This window comes from Streptococcus alactolyticus (assembly GCF_042649785.1).
In the GTDB taxonomy this organism is placed as follows: domain Bacteria; phylum Bacillota; class Bacilli; order Lactobacillales; family Streptococcaceae; genus Streptococcus; species Streptococcus alactolyticus.
Genome location: NZ_JBHRZX010000007.1, coordinates 1 through 23,785 on the forward strand (window position 1 = coordinate 1; position 23,785 = coordinate 23,785).

22 protein-coding genes, 1 other RNA gene and 1 pseudogene are annotated in these 23,785 nt (G+C 41.3%); 4 read left to right on the forward strand and 20 right to left on the reverse strand.

Features of this window, described 5'->3' with window-relative positions; translation table 11 throughout:
* Window positions 1–73 precede the first annotated feature (73 nt).
* A pseudogene (locus tag ACFORE_RS01880) lies at window positions 74–829 on the reverse strand (DEAD/DEAH box helicase); the annotation flags it as partial.
* A gap of 55 nt (window positions 830–884) precedes the next feature.
* Between ACFORE_RS01880 and ACFORE_RS01885 the strand changes: the two are divergent.
* Together ACFORE_RS01885 and cysK are read left to right on the forward strand one after the other, a co-directional pair.
* Window positions 885–1,511 carry a YigZ family protein gene (locus ACFORE_RS01885; RefSeq protein WP_380434927.1) on the forward strand — a complete coding sequence of 209 codons (627 nt, stop codon included), beginning with the start codon at window positions 885–887 and terminating at the stop codon, window positions 1,509–1,511.
* Between the two features lie 98 nt (window positions 1,512–1,609).
* On the forward strand, window positions 1,610–2,539 hold the full coding sequence (gene cysK, locus ACFORE_RS01890; RefSeq protein ID WP_154454634.1) for a cysteine synthase A: 930 nt from the start codon (window positions 1,610–1,612) through the stop codon (window positions 2,537–2,539).
* 86 nt (window positions 2,540–2,625) lie between these two features.
* Here cysK and ACFORE_RS01895 read toward each other — a convergent pair whose 3' ends face one another.
* From ACFORE_RS01895 to ACFORE_RS01955, 13 genes are all read right to left on the reverse strand, one after another.
* Window positions 2,626–2,985 carry a S1 RNA-binding domain-containing protein gene (locus tag ACFORE_RS01895; RefSeq protein WP_154454635.1) on the reverse strand — a complete coding sequence of 120 codons (360 nt, stop codon included), beginning with the start codon at window positions 2,983–2,985 and terminating at the stop codon, window positions 2,626–2,628.
* A complete protein-coding gene (locus ACFORE_RS01900) occupies window positions 2,982–4,385 on the reverse strand; it encodes a bifunctional Cof-type HAD-IIB family hydrolase/peptidylprolyl isomerase (RefSeq protein WP_154454636.1) in 1,404 nt (467 codons plus the stop codon). The genes ACFORE_RS01895 and ACFORE_RS01900 overlap by 4 nt, the downstream gene beginning before the upstream one ends.
* Before the next feature lie 80 nt (window positions 4,386–4,465).
* Window positions 4,466–5,110, reverse strand: a complete 645-nt coding sequence (locus ACFORE_RS01905; RefSeq protein WP_154454637.1) for a response regulator transcription factor — start codon at window positions 5,108–5,110, stop codon at window positions 4,466–4,468.
* Window positions 5,094–6,116, reverse strand: a complete 1,023-nt coding sequence (locus tag ACFORE_RS01910; protein ID WP_235280523.1) for an envelope stress sensor histidine kinase LiaS — start codon at window positions 6,114–6,116, stop codon at window positions 5,094–5,096. Before ACFORE_RS01910 ends, ACFORE_RS01905 begins: the two co-directional genes overlap by 17 nt.
* Window positions 6,113–6,805: a cell wall-active antibiotics response protein LiaF gene (liaF, locus tag ACFORE_RS01915; protein ID WP_154454638.1), complete on the reverse strand. Its 693-nt coding sequence runs from the start codon at window positions 6,803–6,805 to the stop codon at window positions 6,113–6,115. Before liaF ends, ACFORE_RS01910 begins: the two co-directional genes overlap by 4 nt.
* Before the next feature lie 142 nt (window positions 6,806–6,947).
* Window positions 6,948–8,888 carry a Stk1 family PASTA domain-containing Ser/Thr kinase gene (gene pknB, locus ACFORE_RS01920; RefSeq protein WP_380434928.1) on the reverse strand — a complete coding sequence of 647 codons (1,941 nt, stop codon included), beginning with the start codon at window positions 8,886–8,888 and terminating at the stop codon, window positions 6,948–6,950.
* The gene (locus ACFORE_RS01925) at window positions 8,888–9,625 is read right to left on the reverse strand and encodes a Stp1/IreP family PP2C-type Ser/Thr phosphatase (protein WP_269725721.1); all 738 of its coding nucleotides are present in this window, start codon (window positions 9,623–9,625) and stop codon (window positions 8,888–8,890) included. Before ACFORE_RS01925 ends, pknB begins: the two co-directional genes overlap by 1 nt.
* A gap of 37 nt (window positions 9,626–9,662) precedes the next feature.
* Window positions 9,663–10,985 carry a 16S rRNA (cytosine(967)-C(5))-methyltransferase RsmB gene (rsmB, locus tag ACFORE_RS01930; protein WP_154454641.1) on the reverse strand — a complete coding sequence of 441 codons (1,323 nt, stop codon included), beginning with the start codon at window positions 10,983–10,985 and terminating at the stop codon, window positions 9,663–9,665.
* A complete protein-coding gene (fmt, locus tag ACFORE_RS01935; protein WP_154454642.1) occupies window positions 10,975–11,910 on the reverse strand; it encodes a methionyl-tRNA formyltransferase in 936 nt (311 codons plus the stop codon). Before fmt ends, rsmB begins: the two co-directional genes overlap by 11 nt.
* A gap of 48 nt (window positions 11,911–11,958) precedes the next feature.
* A complete protein-coding gene (locus tag ACFORE_RS01940; protein ID WP_264879645.1) occupies window positions 11,959–14,352 on the reverse strand; it encodes a primosomal protein N' in 2,394 nt (797 codons plus the stop codon).
* A gap of 71 nt (window positions 14,353–14,423) precedes the next feature.
* Entirely contained in the window at window positions 14,424–14,738 is a 315-nt protein-coding gene (rpoZ, locus tag ACFORE_RS01945) for a DNA-directed RNA polymerase subunit omega (protein WP_154454644.1), read from the reverse strand.
* Between the two features lie 18 nt (window positions 14,739–14,756).
* Window positions 14,757–15,374, reverse strand: a complete 618-nt coding sequence (gene gmk, locus ACFORE_RS01950; RefSeq protein WP_295002730.1) for a guanylate kinase — start codon at window positions 15,372–15,374, stop codon at window positions 14,757–14,759.
* Window positions 15,375–15,530: 156 nt separating this feature from the next.
* Entirely contained in the window at window positions 15,531–17,138 is a 1,608-nt protein-coding gene (locus tag ACFORE_RS01955; protein WP_167829267.1) for a ribonuclease Y, read from the reverse strand.
* 168 nt (window positions 17,139–17,306) lie between these two features.
* On the opposite strand from ACFORE_RS01955, the gene ACFORE_RS01960 reads away from it, so the two are divergent.
* Window positions 17,307–17,792 (forward strand): S-ribosylhomocysteine lyase, encoded by a 486-nt coding sequence (locus ACFORE_RS01960; protein WP_154454646.1) that lies wholly within the window; start codon window positions 17,307–17,309, stop codon window positions 17,790–17,792.
* Window positions 17,793–17,850: 58 nt separating this feature from the next.
* Here ACFORE_RS01960 and ACFORE_RS01965 read toward each other — a convergent pair whose 3' ends face one another.
* The 6 genes from ACFORE_RS01965 to ACFORE_RS01990 form a co-directional block, all read right to left on the reverse strand.
* Window positions 17,851–18,615, reverse strand: coding sequence for a (S)-acetoin forming diacetyl reductase (locus ACFORE_RS01965; RefSeq protein ID WP_154454647.1), 765 nt, complete (start codon window positions 18,613–18,615; stop codon window positions 17,851–17,853).
* Between the two features lie 164 nt (window positions 18,616–18,779).
* Complete coding sequence (locus tag ACFORE_RS01970; RefSeq protein WP_380434929.1) at window positions 18,780–20,411, reverse strand: cell division site-positioning protein MapZ family protein; 1,632 nt, start codon at window positions 20,409–20,411, stop codon at window positions 18,780–18,782.
* Between the two features lie 61 nt (window positions 20,412–20,472).
* A complete protein-coding gene (locus ACFORE_RS01975) occupies window positions 20,473–21,645 on the reverse strand; it encodes a THUMP domain-containing class I SAM-dependent RNA methyltransferase (RefSeq protein ID WP_154454648.1) in 1,173 nt (390 codons plus the stop codon).
* A gap of 127 nt (window positions 21,646–21,772) precedes the next feature.
* Window positions 21,773–22,144, reverse strand: an RNA gene (gene rnpB, locus ACFORE_RS01980) — RNase P RNA component class B.
* 36 nt (window positions 22,145–22,180) lie between these two features.
* Complete coding sequence (gene gpsB / locus ACFORE_RS01985; protein WP_154454649.1) at window positions 22,181–22,519, reverse strand: cell division regulator GpsB; 339 nt, start codon at window positions 22,517–22,519, stop codon at window positions 22,181–22,183.
* Window positions 22,520–22,639: 120 nt separating this feature from the next.
* Window positions 22,640–23,158 carry an SLOG family protein gene (locus tag ACFORE_RS01990; RefSeq protein WP_154454650.1) on the reverse strand — a complete coding sequence of 173 codons (519 nt, stop codon included), beginning with the start codon at window positions 23,156–23,158 and terminating at the stop codon, window positions 22,640–22,642.
* A 73-nt stretch (window positions 23,159–23,231) separates the two neighbouring features.
* Between ACFORE_RS01990 and recU the strand changes: the two genes are divergently transcribed.
* The coding region (recU, locus tag ACFORE_RS01995; protein WP_380434930.1) for a Holliday junction resolvase RecU at window positions 23,232–23,785 on the forward strand (554 nt) is incomplete at its 3' end.

The following is a 23,785-nucleotide window of genomic DNA, read 5'->3' on the forward strand; positions in this document are numbered from 1 at the left end:
AGAAAGAGAGAACGAAGTTCGTCCTCTCTAGGTGTTAGCTTTTCATCTACCCACTACAGTTGACAAAGAGCCCTAATTTACCGCTTTGCACCTGTTTGTCCAACTGGTCTGTGGAGGTGGCTGTGAGGTAAATCTTGCTCCCCTCTTTTTTGAGCGATTGCTCGACTGCGTGATACAACATATGATTATCCACAAAGGGAAAGGCGTCCACTTCATCAATAATCAACAAATCAAAGGCTTGATAGAATTTCAATAATTGATGAGTTGTTGAAATCACTAGTGGAGCACGTTGGTATTTTTCGGATCCTCCATACAGCAAACTAATCTTACAAGCAAAATCTTGTGACAGACGCTTGTACAATTCAAGGCATACATCAATTCGAGGGCTGGCTAATCCAACACAACCACCATTAGCAATCACGGTCGCAATAGCGTGGTAAATCATCTCTGTCTTACCTGCCCCTGTTACGGCATGGACCAATAAATCTTTTTTAGCCGCGATAGCTTTCAACATGCCTTGCGATATATTTTCTTGATAAGGGGTTAATTGACCCTTCCAAACCAAAACATCTTCTTTTGGAAATGGCTTTTGTGGGAAATAATACAAGGACTGCTGATTTGTATTTCATCCAAAAACCAGACATTCTCGACAATACAAGGCTCCTGTTTGTAATTGGTAATTCGAGAAAACCTTGCTGCCACAACGACAACACTCTGCATGAGTCTTGTGATCTATCATAGCGGGAAGAGCCTTAGCCTGCTTTTTTAAGGCATCTGTTAATTGTTCTGAAGTAAATAATCTTCCATAATAGTATTCTAATGAGTTCATACTTCTTTATTCGAAAATTTTTGCCAAATAGTCTAAAATTTTGTAGAATTTGGGTATGAACTATAAAACCATTAAAAACGACGGAATTTGTGAAGAAGACATTAAAAAATCACGCTTTATTTGCCAATTGAAACGGATTAGCACTGAGGACGGGGGGCGTCAATTTATCGCGGAGGTCAAAAAAGAACACTACAAAGCCACGCACTCGTGCTCGGCTATGATTGTTGGGGAAGATGCGCTTATCAAACGTTCGAGTGACGATGGAGAGCCCAGCGGAACAGCTGGTGTTCCTATGTTGACCGTATTGGAAAAACAAGGATTAACCAATGTGGTTGCTGTTGTGACACGGTATTTTGGTGGTATTAAGCTGGGAGCTGGTGGGCTGATTCGGGCTTATTCAGGAAGTGTAGCCAATGCTTTAAAAGAGATTGGAATTGTAGAAGTCAAAGAGCAAGAAGGCCTTAAAATCACGCTGACTTATCCACAATACCAAGTTTTTGCTAACTTTTTGCAAGCAGAAAACCTTCAAGAATGCGACACCACTTTTCTTGAGCAGGTTACCACTTTTATTTACCTCGACGCTGATGCTGTCGAAGACGTCAGCCAACGACTCATTGAATTTTACCAAGGAAAAGTCACTTTCCAAAAAGAAGGGGCTAAAATTGTGGAGGTTGACCTGTGATAGCCTATTCTTATCACTTTGATAAAAAATAGGTATTTTACAAATGGGGCTATTGGGATTATACTTTGTCTATCAATTTATCAACGAGGGGTGGTTACATGTCACATATTTATAACTCGATTACAGAATTAGTTGGAAAAACACCGATTGTTAAACTCAATCGCATTGTCCCTGAGGATGCTGCAGATGTTTACATCAAATTAGAAGCTTTTAATCCAGGGTCATCAGTCAAAGATCGCATTGCCTTGCGCATGATTGAGGACGCTGAAAAGAAAGGTATCATCAAACCTGGTGATACTATTGTTGAACCAACATCTGGTAATACTGGGATTGGATTGACTTGGGTTGGCTCTGCTAAAGGCTACAAGGTTATCATCGTCATGCCTGAAACCATGAGTATTGAACGCCGAAAAATCATTCGAGCTTATGGGGCTGAATTGGTCTTGACACCTGGTAGCGAAGGGATGAAAGGTGCCATTGAAAAAGCCAAGGAAATCGCCAAAGAAAAAGGGGCTTGGTTGCCACTCCAATTTGCCAATCCTTCTAATCCTGCGGTTCATGAGGAAACAACAGGTGCTGAAATCATTGACAGCTTTGGCCCAACTGGCTTAGATGCTTTTGTTGCTGGTGTGGGAACTGGTGGAACCATAACAGGAGTTTCACACGCCCTCAAAAAAGCCAACCCTAATGTCAAAGTCTATGCCGTTGAGGCAGATGAGTCGGCCGTCCTTTCAGGTGAAAAACCTGGTCCGCACAAAATTCAAGGGATTTCAGCTGGCTTTATTCCAGAAACTCTTGATGTCAAGGCTTATGATGACATTATTCGAGTGACTTCTGACGACGCCATCGCGACAAGCAGACAATTGGGTAGTCAAGAAGGCTTCCTTGCTGGTATTTCTTCTGGTGCTGCTATTTACGCTGCTATTGAAAAAGCCAAAGAACTGGGCAAAGGCAAAAAAGTTCTCGCTCTACTTCCAGATAATGGCGAACGCTACCTCTCAACAACTTTGTACGATTTTAACGATTAATAGCTTGAACTTGCCATTTACAGCTTCTCTCTATATAAACCAAAAACACCGCGCTAGAGCTTTAAGCTTACTAGCACGGTGTTTTTTTAGTCTTCTTTAGATAAGGTTTTCAAACTTTCTTCAATCCAAATGGGCAAGTGCTGCTCTAAAGGTTCAAAGCCGATTTTATAGTGACTGTTTGAAAAACGATGGTGGCGATGGCCGTAGTTTTTGCCTTCTTCGAGCGTACGAAGCGATAGGCTCACTTTTTTGGTGTATTCGTCAAAATCCACCACCTGAACCAAGACCTGCTCACCGATTTTGAGAAATTGATGGATATTATCCACATATCCTGACTTGATTTCTGAAATGTGAATCAGACCTGTCGTCCCATTATCTAAGGCAACAAAGGCACCATAAGGTTTTATACCTGTTATTGTTCCAGTGAGTTTGTCACCAATTTTCATTCATCCACTACCTCAATTGTTTCGATGACAACATCTTCAACCGGGCGGTCTTGAGCTCCTGTCTCAACATTGGCAATCTCATCCAATACTTTGTATGAAGCGTCATCCATAATTTGTCCAAAGACAGTGTGGCGACGGTCAAGGTGTGGTGTCCCACCTTTAGCAGCATACAATTCAGCGATTGGTTTTGGCCAGCCACCGCGTTCCAATTCTTTTTGAGCATATGGAATTTTGCTATTTTGAACGATGAAGAATTGGCTACCGTTAGTGTTTGGGCCAGCATTGGCCATTGAAAGAGCACCACGAACATTGTAAAGTTCTTCTGAAAATTCATCTTCAAAGCTATCGCCATAGATAGATTGGCCACCCATACCAGTACCTGTTGGGTCACCACCTTGAATCATGAATTCAGGAATAATACGGTGGAAAATGATGCCATCATAATAACCGTCTTTTGCCAAAGCAACAAAGTTAGCTACGGTTTTTGGAGCGTGTTCTGGGAAGAGTTTCATCTTCATATCCCCATGATTTGTTTTAATAATTGCTACTGGACCTTCAACGTTTTCAAGATCAACTTGTGGAAAATGTAATTGTTTTTCTACCAAACCGAATTCCTCCAAGGCATATAAAATGCCATCTTCTTCTACTGTTTTTGTGACAAAGTCAGCTTTTTCTTTGAGTTCAGGGACGGCATTTCCCATTGCTACAGTCAAGCCAACATAGTCAAATATTTCCATGTCATTTGGTCCATCGCCAAACATCATGGCATTTAGAGGTTTCCAATTGTTCTTTTCAAGAACATGAGCCACCCCTGAGGCTTTTGAAATGTCTTTTTGAACGACATCAGATGAATGCTCATGCCAAGGCACTAGACGAATTTGTGACGCTAACTCTTCTGGCAATTGCAATTGGTCATTGCGCTCAGAAAACGTCCACATATGGTAAACATCATTAGTGAGGTAAAAATCAGAGTCAACGTCGCAAATGCCATAAACAGGTTCCAAAGCATTGTCAACTAGGTCGCAACGTTTGGATACCACAGGCTTGTCCTTACCTGCAAAACCGTACTCGATACCTTCTGATTTTGCCCATTCAACGTATTTGGCAACAATATCGCGTGGCAATGGGTTATTTACAATCTCTTGCCCTTTTTTATCAACAACGTAAGTCCCGTTAATAGTGACAAAATAATCAGGCTCCAAGGCTTTGATTTCTGGAACCACACCATAAAGAGCACGTCCTGAAGCAATTCCTGTCAAAATACCTTTGTCTTTTAGGCTTTTAAACACGTATTGAATAGACTCTGGCATATACCCTGTCGCTTTGACACGCAAGGTATCGTCAATATCAAAAAAGACAATTTTTACTTTTTTGGCTTTGTATTTTAGCTTTGCATCCATCTTATCACTGCGGAAAGAGTTTCTAAGCTTTCTCTTTCCATCTCCTTTCTAAATGAGACAAGTACCCTTTTATTATACCATTATTCGTCATCTTGAGGAACTAAATGATGTTTAAAGGCATAAACAACCGCTTGGGTACGGTCATCAACATCTAGTTTAGATAGGATATTAGAAACGTGGGTTTTGACGGTTTTTAAGGAAATAAACAATTCATCAGCAATGGTTTGATTGTCATAACCTTTAGCCAAAAGCCTTAGAATATCACGTTCCCTACCAGTCAAATCTTCATGCAATTCTCTAATGTGGTCGTGATTTTTGATTTTTTTATCCACTTCGGTTTCAATAGCTAAATCCCCACGCGCCACTTTTTGAATAGCATTTAGAATTTCAGCCGCGCTAGACGTTTTTAGCATATAACCCTTCGCTCCTGCATTAATGACGGGGTAAACTTTTTCATTATCCAAGTAAGACGTTAGCACGAGAATCTTTGCTTTTTTCCATTTTTTTAAGAGGGTCAAGGTTGCTTCAACCCCATCCATTTCAGGCATCACCAAGTCCATTACCACCACATCGGGTTTTAGGTCTAAAGCTAGGTCAATCCCTTCCTTACCATTGCTGGCCTCGCCAATCACCTCAACATCTGGTTGCAAATCCAAAAAACTTTTCAAGCCTAAACGCACCATCTCGTGGTCATCTACTAAAATCACACTAATCTTCTGGGTCATTCTTCTTCTCGCTTTTTCCTCCTACTAGGGGAAGACGAATGTCCATCGAAACCCCTTTTCCTTTTTGACTTAGCAATGTCAGCGTCCCAGCCATGTCATCCACACGTTCTTCAATATTGTTTAACCCATAACTCAATTCACGGTTGGCGTCCATATCAAATCCCACACCGTTATCCACCATTTTGAGCTGAAATTCCGTCGCCGTCTGATTGAGGTAAACTTCCAAACGACTAGCTTTAGCGTGTTTCAAGGTGTTGCTGATAAATTCCTGAGCAATTCGAAAGACATTGTCTTCTATTTTTTTAGGCAATGAGCCAATATGTTTTTTATAAACAACCTCTATATTACTCTTATCTGTTAATTCTTTCAATAGGATATCAAAACCTTCTGAAAGAGTTTTATTTTCTAACTCAGTAGGACGCAAATGCATCAGCAAAATCCGTAGGTCTTTTTGGGCATTTTGCAACATATTTTCCACAGCTGACAGTTGGACAGCAACTTGTTTTTGCTCAATTTGAGGCAAATTCATCGACAAGCCCGACAAAATCATAGACGAGGCAAATAATTCTTGGCTCACGGTGTCATGTAAATCACGCGCAATCCGCTTTCTTTCTTGCTCCACGATTTCCTGACTGCTTTGGATACGACTGTTTTCTGTATTTTGTAAACTAGTCGTCAAATGCCGCATTTTGTTTGAAAGGCGTAACAGATTGGTGTTGATTTCTGTATCTTCATCCAAATCCAGTGGTTGGTTGTTTAAAATACGACGTAAATTTTGATTGACGCCTCGCTTGCTATTATCATCCATAATCACCCACAGCAGCAACAACAAAATGGTCACGGCGAGAATTAAAAAGACAATGGAGAAAAGGAATTTCCTAGCAACCCAAAAATTGGTAAGAACTTGCCGCAAATGAATGCCAAGGCTGTCTAGCACTACGGCAACAATCGAAATGATGATAATACTTGCATACAAGATAAATAGCAAAAAATAATGTTTTTTCACTTGCGAACCACCTCAATATCTCCAGCCAATGTGCTCACAATGATTTTAACCACCTTGAGAGCTTCCTCGTCTTCGTGCCATAATTTCAAGGATTCATTTCGCAAATCGTATTCCTCAAAATCAAAATAGCGGACACTACCATAAATAGCAGCCGTTTCCAACTTAACAGACACATCAATTGGGACAAGGATTTTAGTTGGTCCATAAATCTTGCGAATGATCACGACATTATTCTTGCCCGTCACAATAACCCTGCTCAAATCAATCGTGTCACTTCCTGTCAGACGGATGATATTGATATCATCAAAGGCGTAAAAATCACTATCATGCGTGTGCGAGCCTATCCACTGGCTCCGAATGGGCTTAGCTTTTAAATCTTCTTCACGAAATCGGATCAAAGCGTAGCGATTTTTCTTCTTCACTTGGGAAAAATGATTGATAACCACATAAACAACCCCCAGCACAATAGCCATGATAATGTAGGGATTCAACATCAAAATCAAAAACAAAAGCACCAGGCCAATGGTCAATAAAAAATTATGGCGTTGGTCTTGATTGTAAAAGCGAAGAGCCATTAAAATCAAAACAAGAATCAAAATGAAGCTAGATAGATTATTAGACATGATGGTCAGCAGCCCCATCACCAATAGTACGGTTTCGACAACGAGGAAAAATTGAACTTTGCGCATTACTATCCCTTTCTTTTTCTGTCATTTTATCAAAAACTATTTAAAAAATCAGCTGCCAGCAGCTAAGACCAGAAAAACGATGAACCGCTTTTAAACGCAAAAAAGAAGGTGCGAAACCTTCTTTTTTGTTTATTATTTACTTCTAGTTTTCGCTACTTTCTGGCACCGAACTATTATCCACAGTAGTGTCGCTTGATGACGTTGCTGGTGTTTCTGTGCCACTACTGCTACTTGATGAAGATGATGACGGAACCGAACTTGACGCTTTTGATTTAGACGTTTCTGTCGTTGGCGCAGACGGTGTGGTTGGTGTCACTTCTTCATCTGCTGAGAAGTAAAGGGTAACACTGTCATCAAGTTGGTTACCATAGTAAGGCGTTTGAGAAACAACCGTTGCAGAAGCCGACGGTGCAGGTACTTGGCTATAATTGCTTGTTCCTGACGTTGCTTGGTAAACGGTTATATGCGAACTAGGAATACCCAAAGCATTCAAAGCCGCCACAGCTTCTGAATAAGTGTAACCAACTAGATTTGGCATCACAACGGTATCTTCCTCAGCTACTTTAAAGGTAATTTTCTTATCGCCTTTTGGATTAAAGGTTGAGCCTTCGCTCGGACTTTGACTGATAATAGTACCTTCAGGATAATCAGAAGTCGTCACTTTTTCAACTGTGATTTGAGATTCTGACACACCGTGATTGTCAACCAAGTCTTTTATCGCCTCTTCGTAATCCTTACCTGAGTAGTCCTTGATCTTAAATCCAGCACTGCCTTTTGACACATAGATGTCAATAGCAGAGCCTTCTTTTTTGGCAGAACCAATTGTCGGGCTAGTCTTGATGACATGGTTTTTCTTAACCGTATCATTATTAACTTTGTGGATGGCACCAACCTCAAGTCCTGATTCTTCAATGGTTTTCTTGGCTTCTGATAAGCTTGTTTCAGCGACATCAGGCACTCTGACAGTCGATGGCGTTGTCAAGGTCAAATAAGTAAAGACCGCAACCACGATAGCCACAATAGCAATCAAAATCTTCATCAACGTTCCTGACATTCGACGCGATTTTTTTTGATGGCTCTTTTTCTTGTTTTGTGGTGGTACTTCCTCAATGTCCTTGCCTTCTTTTTCCTTGGCAGATTTTTGCTTTTGCAATAGCTGATCGGTTGTTGATGGCACTGAAGTAGTTGTGGTTACTTTTGGTAACGGTTTGGCACTTTCAGTGTCCTCAAAAACAAGCTTAGGCTCGCGACTGCGGTTATAAGAAAGGGCAGTCATCAAATCACGGCTCATTTCATACGTTGACGCATAACGGTCACTGAGACGCTTGGCAGTTGCCTTAATAACCACATTTTCCAAGGCTTGAGGGACATTTTTATTCTCAGCAATAATCGATGGAAGAGGCTTTTGGAAATGTTGCAAAGTAATGGTCACGGCTGAATCCCCATCATAAGGAATGTGACCTGTCAACATTTCAAACAACATAATCCCCATCGCATAAATATCACTTTGGACCGTCGCTTTTGAGCCACGCGCTTGCTCTGGTGACAAATAATGCACACTTCCCAACATGGAATTGGTTTGGGTCAAGCTTGTTTCCGCAAAGGCTACGGCAATACCAAAGTCCGTTACTTTAACCGTTCCGTCTTTGGTTAATAAGATATTTTGGGGTTTCAAATCACGGTGAACAATACCTTGTTGATGGGCTAGGGTCATGGCTGACAAGACTTCTTCCATGATTCTGACCACTTCATTATTAGCAAGCGGTGCGTTATCTTGGATGTATTTTTTCAAATCTGACCCATCAACATATTCCATTACTAGGAATTGCTGTCCGTCTTCTTCACCAATATCTCGGATGGAAACGATATTGGGATGATTAAGCTCTGCCATGGCACGGGCTTCTCGTTGGAAACGTGCTACGGCAATCTGATCTGTCTGATAATTGGTCCGAAGCACCTTGATAGCCACTTCTTCATTATCTAGAATTAAATCTTTTGCTAGATAAACATCCGCCATTCCTCCCCGTCCGATAGATTTAAGGATCCGATAACGACCAGCAAACAACTTGCCAATCTGAATCATTAAACTTCCTCACTTTCAACGTGGATTAAAGCAATAGTGATGTTATCAAGTCCTCCTCTATCATTAGCAAGACTAACGAGCTCTTTATTTTTTTCATCAAGGTTCTTATCTTGATTCAAAATTTCAACGATTTCGTCGTTGGTAATCATATTGGTTAAACCGTCACTATTGATAATCAAATAATCATTTTCTTCTAACATCTGAACACCAAGGTCTGGTTCAACAGGATTAGCTTGTCCAATTGATTGTGTGATGATATTTTTTTGTGGGTGTTTAGCCGCTTCTTCTTCTGTTAATTGACCAGCTTTCACCAATTCATTAACCAAAGAATGGTCACTTGTTAAAAGTTGATATTCTCCATGACGCAAAAGGCCAATACGCGAATCGCCCACGTGTGCATAAATCACGTTGTTATCGACAATGGCTAGGGCTTCAACAGTTGTTCCCATGCCTTTGAACTCATCTGTCTGACCAAGTTCGTAAACTTTTTTGTTCTCATTTTCTAATGAAATCAAGAACCAATCACGAATTTGGCTCAATTCGGTATAATCCGTATTCACCCATTCACGTCCAAGATCGGTAACGGTCATTTCACTAGCAATATTACCTGCACGATGACCACCCATACCATCTGCTAAAATGACTAAGGTAATGCCCTGTTTGTTATCAAATTTATTAATAAAATCCTGATTGTTTGAACGTTTTTGTCCGATATCAGTTACAAGTGAAATTTTCATAGTTTTTCCTCTGACTGTGTCAGTTTCCTCCTTGAAGTTACAAGATACGTCTGACCTGTCCTATAAAGAACCCGTCGGTATGATATTGCTCTGGAGTGATGACTAAGCAACCATTTTTAACAATATCGTCTTGCGTATGACTCAGGTTTACTTGCTCAAAATTTGGATGAGTGTCTAAAAATTTGCGAATAACTTGAACATTTTCCTCATCAAAAATCGTACAAGTGCTATAAGTTATTATACCACCTTTACGCAAGGTTTGACAAACGCTATCAAGTATTTGCAGCTGAATTTCTTGCAAAGCGGTGAAATCTTGATTGTCTTTGTTGTATTTGATATCCGGTTTTCGACGAATCAGCCCAATACCTGAGCAAGGGGCGTCGACTAAGATTTTATCAAAAGAATCTTCTGCAAAATGCTCATGTACTTTAGTCGCATCTAGTTTTTGCGTTGTGATTTTATCAGCAACGTGAAGGCGCTCGGCATTTTCCATGACCAGTTGTAATTTGTGGTCATACAAGTCAAGTGCTGTGATATGGCCATTGTTGAGGTAAGAGGCCATGTGGGTTGTTTTGCCACCTGGTGCCGCACAAGCATCTAAAATCGTTTCATCGCCTTGAATGGCAAGCGTTGGGGCAACTAACTGGCTGGATTCGTCCTGAATGGTAATATCCCCGTCTGCGAAGTAGCTTGTCCCAGCAAAATGCCCTGATGTTTTTACCAATCCAACAGGAGACAAAAGAGAATTTTCCGCGCCTGTGGCTGCCTTAATCTCAGGCAATTTTTCTGGATTTGTCACACGAATGCTGGCTTTATTGCGGACAAAGAGGCTCTGCATAATAGCCAAAGCTCGCTTCTCACCAAATTGGTCAATTAGCTTTTTAACTAGCCACACGGGTAAAGAATATTGCACCGAATAGCGTTTGTTTTTTCGCTTAATATCTGCTGGTTTGGGCAGTTCTTCTTGAGCAAGGCGACGCAAAACAGCATTGACCAATTTCTCCGCACCTTTTTGGTGGCTGCGTTTTTTGGCAATGGTCACCGCATCATTAACCACCGCGTGCGCAGGCATTTTATCCAAATACAAGAGTTGGTAAAGGCTCAGCATCAAGAGATCGTACACCCAAGGTTCTAGCTCATCGCGGTCTTTGATATAATGCGCTAGGTACCATTCCAACGTGATTTTGCGCGCGACAGTGCCATAGACAATCTCCGTCACCAACGCTTTATCTTTAGGTGATAGCGTGCTTTGCTTGAGTTCTTGATTGAGGGCAATGTTAGAATAAGCCCCGTCCTCAAAGACATTTTCTAAAACGTGTAAGGCTACGCCGCGTGCTTGTTGTTTCCAATCATTCGCCAATAACGTCACCTACCTCAAGTTTGCGTCCGACACCATTTAGAAAATCCACAATGCTCATGCGTGGTTTTCCAGCTGGTTGCACTGTTTTCAGCGCAATAGCACCATCACTAGTGGCCACTACCAATGATTTTTTACCTTTTTCAATGATTTCACCTGGTTTGCCTTGCCCTTGAGCTATACTTGCCTCGTAAATCTTGAAACGTTTGCCGTCAAGCAAAGTATGGGCCACGGGCCATGGATTCAAACCACGAATATGATTGAAAACATCACGCGCTGGTCGATGCCAATCAATGCGTTCTTCTTCTGGGGTAATATTAGGTGAAAAGGTTGCTTGGCTACTGTCTTGTGGCTCAGGGGTGATATTACCTGCAATGTAATCAGGGAGGGTTCTCAACAACAAATCACGGCCTAAAATCGCCAATTTGTCAAACATAGTCCCCACATTATCCTCATCGGTAATCGATGTTGCATCCTTGGCAATCATGTCACCAGCATCCATTCCTTTAACCATTTCCATAATGGTCACGCCAGCTTCTTTGTCACCATTGATAATGGCATAATGAATAGGTGCACCGCCACGGTATTTTGGCAATAGCGATGCGTGAACATTCACCGCAAAATCAACAGAATCCAACAATTTCGTTGGTAAAAATTGCCCAAAAGCAGCCGTCACAATACCATCAGCTCCCAAAGTCATCAGCTCAGCCATTTCTTCTGAACCTGATAATTTTTCAGGCTGATAAACAGGGAGGTTGTGAGCTAGGGCGACTTCCTTAACAGGGGTCATTTTGATTTCCTTTTTGCGCCCAACAGCGCGGTCTGGCTGGGTCACAACTGCTAGGATATTGTAGGCCTTATCAGCTAACAAACCTTCTAAAACGGTCGCTGAAAAATCAGGCGTTCCCATAAAAATAATATTTGTCATGTTTTTTCCTCTCACAAAGATTTTCTTTCATTATAGCATAGTAACGGGCTACATCACATTTTGTGGCTCATAATCAATCACCAAACGCAAATCTTTGTTTTCTGGCAACTGTGTCAAGTCCAAAATCTGATTTAACACGGCTTCCAAATGGTTTTCAAATCGGTATTTCACGATGATTTGGTAGTGGTAAAGATTGTGTGTTCTGGCGATGGGCTTTGGTGTTGGACCAAGAATCTTGATTTTGTCTGACAATTGCTGCTTCAAAAGTTGCAAAATCTCAAATGATTTGCGAGTCACCGTGTGTTCATCCTTGTGTGACAAGGTCAAGCCAACCGTGAAATAATAAGGCGGATAGGCCAGTCGCCGACGAATGTTCATTTCATAGGCGTAAAAGGCTTCATAATCCTGCTTTTGAGCCAATTGAATGGCGTAATGATTGGGATTATAGGTCTGAATGAGCACTTCTCCTGTTTTTTCAGCCCGTCCAGCTCGTCCAGCTACCTGAGTCAACAATTGAAAAGTACGTTCGGATGACCTAAAATCAGGTAAATTAAGCGAAGTATCCGCATTTAGCACCCCAACCAAGGTGACATTTGGAAAATCAAGTCCCTTGGCAATCATCTGTGTGCCTAGCAAAATATCCGCTTCATGATGGTCAAAAGCATCCAACAAACGTTGATGAGCCCCTTTTTGACGCGTGGTATCCACATCCATTCGCAAAATACGAGCATGGGGAAAAATACTGGCCAATTCGTCATAGGCTTTCTGGGTTCCTGTGCCATAATACCGAATGCTAGGACTTTGACAATTAGGACAATGACGTGGAATGGCTTTCTCAAAACCACAATAATGGCAATTCATGGTCTTGGTATCCATGTGCAAGGTCAATGAAATATCGCAATTAGGGCACTCATCCACGTAGCCACAATCACGGCACATGATAAAGCTAGAATAACCACGGCGGTTAAGCATGAGCACGATTTGCTCTTTCTTTTCCAAACGGTCCGCAATTTTCTCCAAGAGATATGGCGTGTAATTACTCAATTCTTGTTGCCCAACATAATCCCTGAAATCCACAATCTCAACCTTTGGAATTTTAGCTAAGGGATTGGCACGGTGGGTTAATTGCAAGAAGCGATAAACATCTCGGCTGGCACGTGCACGGCTCTCAATACTTGGAGTCGCAGAACCTAGCAGCAAAACAGCTTTATGGTATTTAGCACGCAAAAGTGCCACATCTCTAGCGTGGTAACGTGGACTCGATTCTTGCTTATAAGTCGCCTCATGCTCCTCATCAATAATAATCGCACCAATATTCTCAACTGGGGCAAAAATAGCCGAGCGAGCACCGACTACCACACGCGCTTGACCAGACTTGATTTTTCGCCACTCATCAAACTTTTCACCATCTGACAAAGCCGAATGCATAATAGCAACTTGCTTGCCAAAACGTGAGATAAAGCGATTGGTCATCTGCGGTGTCAGTGAAATTTCAGGCACTAAAACAATCGCCGTTTTTCCCAGTTTCAAAACCTTATCGATAATATGCAAATACACTTCTGTCTTACCAGAACCTGTAACACCTTCCAGCAAAAACGGCTTGCTTTCTTGTCCAATTTGATTGGTTACCGTATCTACAACCTTTTGTTGCTCAGCATTTAAAGCCAGAAAATCCGTCGTTGCCACATTAAAATACGCATCTGAACGCTTTTTCTCTTTTTCAACAACGGTTATCAAGGCATTATCCACAAAAAATTTGACCACTTCGCGTGAAAAGAGCTGATGCAAATCTGCTAATTTGCCCTCGCTAGGATTTTCCAACAAGTAATCACGCAAGGCCAAACGCTTTTTAGCGCGGTTGGAAATAGCTGCCAGATGAAGTTGTTCAACTTGAACCTGATAATATTTTTCCGTTTTGATGCTTTTCTTGTCCTTAGCCAAATAGGTCACTGAAAGCTTGCCATTGTGCACCAATTGGGACACCAGCTTAATTTCATCTTGGGATAAAGACGAATACAAGCGGCTCTCATCTTGCCCAAACAAAGCCAACCTATCTGCCTCACCTAAGGTATCCATAGGCATCAAACGCTTGTCATAATGCGAATTCAAGAGATTAGGCAGCATGGCTTTTAAGATTGAAATTTTATAAGAAAAAACGGTGTGGCGCATTTGGTCTGCTAAAAACAGCTGCTCTTCGTTTAAAACAGGCTCAAAATCCAAAACCGCTTCAATGGCTTTCAAGCCGTCAAGGTCTTGCCCTGACGCCTCCAAGAAACCAACGACAAAGCCCTGTAAGAGCCTGTTGCCACGACCAAAAGGCACATGAACCCTAGAACCGAGCTGAATTTGTTGGCAAAACACTTCTGGAACAAGGTAAGAAAAAAGCTTATCTGTCTGCTTCAGCGGGATATCTACAATCACCTGTGCTATTTTCATCTTCACTTCCCTTTCTGGCTGGTCTTGCCCTTGAGGGCTAAAATGTTAGTTATAAGAAAAATCTAAGATAAAACACCTTAGATTTTTTCGCCTTCTTCTTTTTCTTTTGCAATTTGTTCTTTGATTTTACGTTCTTCTTCTTCTTTTTCTAAACGTTGAGCTTCGATGTGAGCACGAACAGCTGCGCGTTTAGCTTCTGGATTTGGGTGAATCACCACGTTCCCTGATTCAATTTCTTCAAGGGCTTGCAAGGTTGGTTTCACAGAAGTAAAGGTTTGTGTTGGTTTAGCCCCTGCTTCTAACTCATGAGCACGTTTGGCTTGAAGAATACAAAGAGAATACTTTGAAGGAACCTTATCCAATAAAGTATCGATAGAAGGTTTTAACATCATAGCTATTGGTTTCCTTTCTTAATCAATGTGCTTAATCATATCATTGTAGCGACCAATCACACGGTCCACACGGAAATGCTCCACTTCAATAATGCGTTTCACTCGCTCAGCAGCCAAAGGCACTTCATCATTAACAACAGCATAGTCGTATTCGCGCATCAAGGCAATTTCTTCTTTCGCGCGCTCGATACGTTGGCGAATCACTTCCTCGCTGTCAGTTCCTCTTCCAACCAAGCGGTCTTTTAATTCATCTAAATCTGGTGGTGTTAAGAAGATAAAGACACCGTCTGGCACTTTTTTCTTAACCTGAAGGGCACCTTGAACCTCAATTTCAAGGAAAACGTCAATTCCTTTATCAAGCATTTCATTCACGTAAGTGAGTGGTGTACCGTAGTAGTTCCCAACGTACTCGGCGTATTCCAACATTTGACCTTTTTTAATCAAGTCCTCGAATTCTTCACGAGTTCTGAAAAAGTAATCAACACCATCAACTTCTCCTGGTCGTTTTGGACGCGTCGTCATAGAAACAGAATATTCAAATTGATGATCTGGTGTAGAAAAAATTTCTTGGCGAACTGTTCCCTTACCAACTCCAGAAGGTCCTGAGAAAACAATTAACAAACCACGTTCGGCCATGCCACTCTCCTTACTATAAAATACAAGTGAAGTTTTATCTTTTATCAATTAAACTACAGATTAGTGTACCAAAAATACTGGTATTTTTCAAGGCATTTTAGCCGCTTGTCTAAAGCAAAAGGAAGTACCTTTTCAGCACTTCCTTTTTACAGCGCTTTATTTGGCGTAATCCACGGCACGAAGTTCTCGAATAACGGTCACCTTGATGTTTCCTGGATAATCCAAATTATTTTCAATTTTCTCACGAACCTTGTGGGCTAGGATGGTCACTTCGTCATCTGAAATTTTATTCGGTTGGACAACGATGCGAATTTCACGCCCTGCTTGAAGGGCATAACTGCTCTTAACACCATCAAAGCTTGTCGCAATATTTTCCAAATCACGCAGGCGTTTAATGTAATTTTCCATAGATTCATTACGAGCACCTGGGCGGGCAGAACTCAAGGCATCCGCAGCGGCTACAAGCACAGCAATGACGCTTTCAGGTTCCACATCACCATGGTGACTGGCGATGGCATTGACAACCACTGGGCTTTCCTTGTACTTGCGAGCAAATTCGGCACCAATTTCAACGTGGCTTCCTTCCACTTCACGGTCAATCGCTTTCCCCATGTCATGCAAAAAGCCTGCACGTCGAGCCAAAGCCACATTTTCACCAAGTTCTCCAGCTAAAATACCAGCCATTTTACCGACTTCAATCGAGTGTTGAAGAACGTTTTGGCCATAAGAAGTTCTGAAATGAAGGCGTCCCATAATCTTGATGAGATCAGGGTGAAGGTTAAGGGCACCAATTTCAAAGGCTGCTGCTTCACCGTATTCACGGATGCGGTGATCCATTTCTAGGCGATTTTTTTCAACCAATTCTTCAATACGAGCTGGGTGAATACGGCCATCTTGGATCAAAGCTTCAAGGGTCAAGCGGGCAATTTCACGACGAACGGGGTCAAATCCTGACAAGACCACCACTTCAGGAGTATCATCAATGATAACATCCACACCTGTCAAGCTTTCAAAGGTCCGAATATTACGCCCTTCGCGTCCAATGATACGTCCCTTCATGCTGTCATCTGGCAAGTGGACCGTGGTGATGGTTTGCTCAGCCGCATATTCCCCAGCCATACGTTGCATGGCCTGCGCCAAAATGTCTTTCGCCATTTTGCTTGACTTGTCACGAATCTCACGTTCGGCGTCTTTGATTTTCGTTGCAATTTCGTGTGTCAAGTTATTTTCCGTTTCGGTCAAAATAACCTCACGCGCTTCTGAAATAGTCATCACTGCGACACGTTCCAATTCAGCTTGCTTTTGGCCTTCTAGCTCTCCAATTTGTTTTTCACGCTCATTAATATGCTTAGTTTTATCGGTCAGACTCTGCTCTTTGCTTTCCAACAATTTTTCTTTGTTAGTTAAGTTCTCGTCTTTTCGGTCAAGAGAATAAGCACGTTCTGTCAAACGTATTTCTAACTGCTTTAACCCTTGTCTTTCAGACTTGAATTCTTTTTCAATCTCTTCACGATATTTTCTAGCCTCTTCTTTAGCTTCGATTAGCATCTCTTTGCGGTGAGATTTGCTTTCTCGCTCTGCTGTTTGTCGAATCTGCTCTGCTTCTTGCTCAGCTTTTCCACGTAAGTTTACAGCATCTTGTTCGGCATTTAAAAGAGTGAGTTCTGCCGCTTTCTTTGCAGACTTCAGTCTAATCGAAATCAAGGCATAACCAACTATCAAACCAATGAGGGCAAAAACAATCAAAATAATAATATCCGTCACGTTTTTACCTCAATATTCTATTTTTAATATTTTCTACTAATTCTATTTTCATTAATAGAAAACTACTTTCCAGTTTACCATAAAACGAATTTTTTCACAATTTAAAATTTTAAAGCGTTTTAATAAATTTTATGTTATGATAGGAATACTAGTAAAAAGGGGGTTATTATGTCTAAAAAAGAAGTTACCGTAGAAAGCTTTGAATTGGACCATACAATTGTGAAAGCACCATACATTCGCCTGATTTCACAAGAAAAAGGGCCTGTTGGTGATGTTATTTCTAACTTTGATGTGCGTTTGGTACAACCAAATGAAAATGCCATCCCAACCGCAGGACTACACACGATTGAGCATTTATTTGCTAAATTAATTCGTGAACGCATTGATGGTATGATTGACTGCTCTCCTTTTGGATGCCGCACAGGTTTTCATTTGATGATGTGGGGTGAGCACAACACGACAGAAATTGCCCAAGTCATCAAATCTAGCCTCGAAGAAATCGCTAATGTCACAACTTGGGATGACGTCCCAGGTACAACCATTGAATCTTGCGGAAACTACAAGGACCACAGTCTTTTTACTGCAAAAGAATGGGCAAAAGTCATTTTACAAGACGGCATTTCAGACGACCCATTTGAACGCCATGTCATCTAAGACCACACAAAAAGCAGAGAAGGCTTAAATGCTCTCTGCTTTTTCGTTTGCTTTCATTTTAGTGGAATTGCATACCGCCGTCCACGATAATGGTTTGTCCTGTGATGTAGTCTGAATCTGGACCAGCTAAAAAGCTAACGGCATTGGCTACGTCCTCAGGTTCTGAAAGGCGTTGTAGGGTGATGTCTTTGGCAAAAGTTTGCATTCCCCATTCGTCATCTTTGCCAGCATTTTTGCCTACTTCGTGAGCGATACTATACATCATTGGTGTCTTAACAATACCTGGAGCATAGGCATTTACTGTAATGCCGTCCTTAGCCAAATCACGCGCCAAGGTCTGCGTAATACCACGCACAGCAAATTTACTGCCACCATAAACCGTCAGATTGGGATTGCCGACGACCCCTGCTTGCGACGTTGCATTGATGATTTTACCGCCGTGTCCTAATGCCTTGAACTGAGCCAACGCAGCCTGCGCTCCCCAAATAACACCTCCAACATTAATAGCAAAAGTGCGTTCAAAGACTTCTTCTGTAATGCTTTCTAGCGGCGTTGTCGGAGCAACACCAGCGTTATTGACCACGACAGACAAATCACCAAAATGCTGAACAACTTTAGCAAAGGCGGCAGCGACTTCTTCACGTTTTGACACGTCCGCCACGACAGGCAAGGTATTTGTCGGTGAAATGTCTTGCGCAGCTTTTTCAGCTGTTTCTTGATTGTAATCAAGAATACCAATTTTAAAACCGTCAGCGTGCAAACGTTTAGCAATCGCCAAACCAATTCCCTGACCAGCACCAGTCACAATAGCAACTTTTACCATCTTTATCACCTCGTATTCTGTTTTATTACTGTAATTATAGCGCTTACATTTTATAGCATCAATTTTTTTCTCTGAAAATCACACTATTTTTGAAAATACTTTTCGACTAAAAAACAACTTTTCTGATAGCAAAAAAGAAGACCTTACGGTCCTCTTTTATAGTTTTAGTAATCCAAGGCATCTGAATGACCAGCGGCATTTCCGACGAAGTAACCCGTTTTACAGTTGATAGAGAACAGATAAGTTCCATCAGCCTTGAACATATTGTAGTAACCATTGTCGTTGATGATATTGACTTTTTCTAAGATAAAGTCATTTCCTGAGAAATAGCCACGTGCGTGTGAGGTATCAATGATTTTTTCAAGGACACCTGGTGCAAAGGTCCAAGCTGGGTTGCTTGAGTCTGCAATTGCACTTTCATTATAAGGCACACGGCTAAGATTGCGTTGCAAAATAGCAGGATTGTAAGACGTAATACCGTAGCTTGTCGCTCCTGAAACGCTGGCTGTTGCAGGTGTTGACGTATCTGATGATGCTTCTTGCGTTGTTGAGCTAGCTTCCGTTTGACTTTGCTCACTGTCACTTGCTTCTGTTGAAGAGTCAGGCGCTTCGCTTGAACTTGATGATGAACTAGCTGCTTCACTGCTACTTGCAGCGGCTTCACTACTAGCAGCTGTTGCTTGTTCCAATTGTTCTTTACCATCAGTTATCGCTGATTGTAACAAGGTATCTAGTTTAGCATTGCCTGTTTTTAGCAAGTCGCTTGATAATTGGTCAAAGTTAGCATCTGATTTCACCGTTGCAGAAACTTTTTTACCATCAACAATCACATCAGATTCAAAGCGTTTGTTGACAGATTGGATGGCTTCAATTTGTTTATCCAAGGCATCGTAATCTTTTTTGGCTGCATCGTATGACTTGGTACCTTTCAAAGCATCCAATTTTTCTTTCAAGGTTGGCAGATTTGAAAAAGCGCTGTTTTTCAAGCTGGTTTTCTTATCATCTGTAAAGAATGAATCATAATAAGAATCAAAGGCTGATGCTGCTTTTTTCTCTTTTGATGATTCTTCTGACGATGTTTTAGTGACCGACGTATTTGACTGCACTGTTTTAGAGTCGTTTTTATTGGCATTCAAACCATAGGCAATCCCAAAAATAGCAAGCGCCAAAGTTGCTACACCACCAATAATAAAGGTTCTTGTGAGCTTTTTAGGCTCCTCATCTTCCCAAGCGTCATCGTCGTCCTTTTCCTCAGTAAAGGCAGGACTACTAACAGCAGGGGTAGGCTCTGGGCTAACAGATGGTTCTGGTTTGATGTCTGCTGGCTCTGTTGCCTCTTGCTCTGGCTGGGGTTGAGGTTCTGGCTGCTCGTCCTTGATTTGAAAAGCAGGCGTTTCCTCCTGTGGCCTAGCATCCGCTTTTTCAGTAGCATCTTCTACTGAGACAGCTTTAGGTTCAGGAGTAGGTGTTTCAGCCTGCTTAGGTAAATCGCTTTTTAGGGCTGCATTGCCAATAATTCCTTTTTGAGCCAATTCTTCGCGTTGCTTTTTGATAAAATCATCCAAAGCTGACGTGTCCAAATCATCAAAATCCGATATTTTTGACTCAAATTTTTGTGATGTGACTTCGTCTTTATGTTCTTTAATATACTTATCCAACACTCCGTCAGAATCACCTGCACTGGCTTTGATTTCAGAATTCTTTTGTGCAACTTCTTCAACGGTCATGTGTTTGACATCTTGTAAATCCAAGCCATCTTGCTCTTGAGAAGATGGGTTTTCTTTCTTTTCTGACACGCTTGTTCACCTCTCTACATCAGATTTCTATATCACATAGGCTCTTAACTGCTAGCTAATCTCACTTATCTTTGGTTGATGGCACGGCAGAGCGTTTGACACGTTCGCCATAAAATTGATACAAATCAACCCTCAGTGTTCCATTATAAAGTTTTCGTTTTTTATCAGCCTGCGAGCCGTATTTGCGTTCAAACTGTTCATCACTGGTCAAGATGAATTTGCTCCATGTTTTGAGCGGAGCAAAAGTTTGTCCCATCTCATTATACAAGATGTCCACCGCTTTGTCATCCAGCAATCGTTCGCCATAAGGTGGGTTTGATATGATAACACCGTTGATTTTATCGGTTTTTAAATCTTGAAGACGCATTTGTTTCAATTGGATGACATCTGCAAGTCCTGCTTCTTGTGCGTTCTTTTTCGCAATCTCAATCATCCGACCATCAATATCAAAACCTGAAATATCAAGCTCAATATCATAATCGGCTTTTGCTTCAGCCTCGTCACGAACTTGTTGAACCAAATCCGCATCGACCCAATTCCATGCTTCAAAAGCAAAATCACGGTTAAAACCAGGAGCAATGTTCATGCCAATCATAGACGCCTCAATGCAGAAAGTCCCTGAACCACAGGTTGGGTCGATAAAAGGCTTATCGGGATACCAATTAGATAACTCAATGATAGCTGCGGCCATGTTTTCTTTAATCGGAGCACCACCTTTTTCCACACGGTAACCACGTTTAAAGAGGCTAGCCCCCGTTGTATCAATCATGACCGTTGCCTTGTCCTTCAAAATGGATACTTCAATTTTAAATTCTGCACCATTTTCCTGCAAAGGCACACCGTCAGGACGGTGATACACTTTTTGCAATTTTTTCACGACCGCTTTTTTACTAATAGCTTGAACACTTGGCTCATTGTGAAGCTTTGATTTCACACATTTGGCCTTAGCAATGGGAAATTTAGCCCCCAAAGGCAGGTAATTTTCCCAATCAAGCGCATAAACGCCTTGGAACAATTCTTCAAAGGTACGTGCTGGAAATTCCCCCACGACAATCTTGATGCGGTCAGCCGCTCGTAGCCAGAGATTGGTCGTAATGATCGTTCTCACATCCCCTTGAAAATGCACCTTCCCATTTTCAACCTGGCACTCAATTCCTAAATCGCGAATTTCACGCCCGACAATCGCCTCCAGCCCCGCAGCCGATGTCGCTACTAAATTAAAGTTTTTCTTCATTCCTTAATTCCTATTTCATCAAATACTTATCTATAAGTGTATCACGTTTTACGGTTTTTGAACCATTAAAATGTCAGTTATTTGCAAAATAAAAGCTAGCCTAAGCTAGCTCAACCTATATGCAATTTTCTATAAGCCATGTTTTGTTCCAGAGGTAACTAGGTCTTACCTCCTTCGATAATCATCTGTCTACTGTTTCCAGTCAGGATAGATTGTTCGTCTTCCAACTATCCCATGCCCCTACCAAAGTTTGGGTTGCTAGCTTGAGGGGTTTACCGCGTTCCACTTTTTAGGTTTCCCTAAAAACTACGTCACTGTGGCACTTTCAGAGCAACTCAGACCTATCTAACGACTTAGCCCTTTCGCTCGCCGTAACACCTTCCAAAAAGATGTCCCTAGGCTTATTGATTCACCTAGCACAAACACTACCAGCATCACAGCCGGTGCTAGCATGGACTTTCCTCATGATACCAAATGCACCACGCGATTATCCAAAAATTGCACGTTTTTTATAACTCAAGCACCAAGGCTTAAATTACCCATTGATTTGTTTACCAAAGACTTCTTTTTCCAAACGGCTAATGCGTTTCAAAATATCGAAGTTAGTTGCAGATTGTGCCACACGTGTTTGTTGTGCACTTGCTGCTTGCGAAGAAGCGTATGATGATTGCGCATCTGCCTTAGATTTTGCTGCTAATTGTTGTTTTAAGCGGTCATTTTCTTCGCGTAATTCTTGAATTTGTGTGAGATAACTTTCGTAATCTTGAATCACATTATCCAAAAATTCGTCAATTTCTTTCTTATCGTAACCACGCATGCTGGTTTTAAACTCTTGTTCAAAAATGTCCTTAGGACTATAAATAATACTTGCCATTCTATCTCTCCAACCAAAACCATTCTAAGGCACATGAAATCATGATACCAAATTATATAGTACAGAAATATCAGAGAAAAATCAAGCATTTACTTCTAATTTTCTTGTGACCGATACGTCTTACCAATCTTCTAAAAATTCATTTAAACGCTCAAAAGTCAAAAAAGTAATGGGGTAATCTGCTTGTTCTTGCATGACTTTTAACAAATATTTCAATTGGGTTTCATTTTCAGTATCATAAAAAAGATAGGCACCTTGCGTGTTTTGAACCAAAAAGTGATTATATTGTCGAAATTGTGATGGGTTCTCATAGCTTTCGTAGGCGTATTTGACAAAATCAACCTGCTTGAAATCTGCCAATTTGGCTTGATTGGCTTCGTTCCACTGTTGGCCTTGAGTTTCAAAGGTGAAAAGCGTGGCAATTTGAAAAGGGTAATCCGCCTGCAATTTCTTAGCCACTTGCAGTGCCCAATATTCAAAGCCAAGATTGCCCGTGAAAATAAACCACTCCACCCCTTCTTCAAGATAATGGATAAGGTCTTTTCGAATGGCCGCCTTGATCACATCAATGCGTGGGTCCTTATCTTGAAAAATGCTCAATTCAAATCCGCGGTACCCCGTCACAAGAATTGCGTTCATATCTGCCTCCTTTTAAAAAATATGTTATAATAGGACTACCTATGTTGATTTAATCAATAAAGATAGGAGTTTTATGGTTAATTACCCTCATTTTGTTCGGAGGCAAACAACACCTCCACGTAAAAAAAGCGAAAAAAACACCGTAAACTTTGCTAATCGTGGGATGAGTTTTGAAGCAGCTATTAACGAAACCAATAATTATTACCTATCTCGTGATATCGCTGTGATTTACAAAAAACCAACACCCATTCAAATTGTTAAGGTGGATTATCCCAAACGAAGCCGAGCTAAGATTGTGGAAGCTTATTTTCGACAAGCCTCTACTACCGATTACTCTGGTGTCTATAAGGGATATTATGTTGACTTTGAAGCTAAAGAAACTCGGCAAAAGACATCTATGCCGCTCAAAAATTTTCATGCGCATCAAATAAAACATATGGACAGAGTCTTAAAACAAGGTGGGATTTGTTTTATCTTACTCCATTTTTCGACTCTAAAGGAAACCTATTTTTTACCAGCTAGTGCCCTAGTTGATTTTTACCAAATTCATTTGGGAACCAAATCAATGCCTCTTGATTATATCAAAAAAAATGGTTATCTGGTGGCAACACAGGCACTACCTCAAGT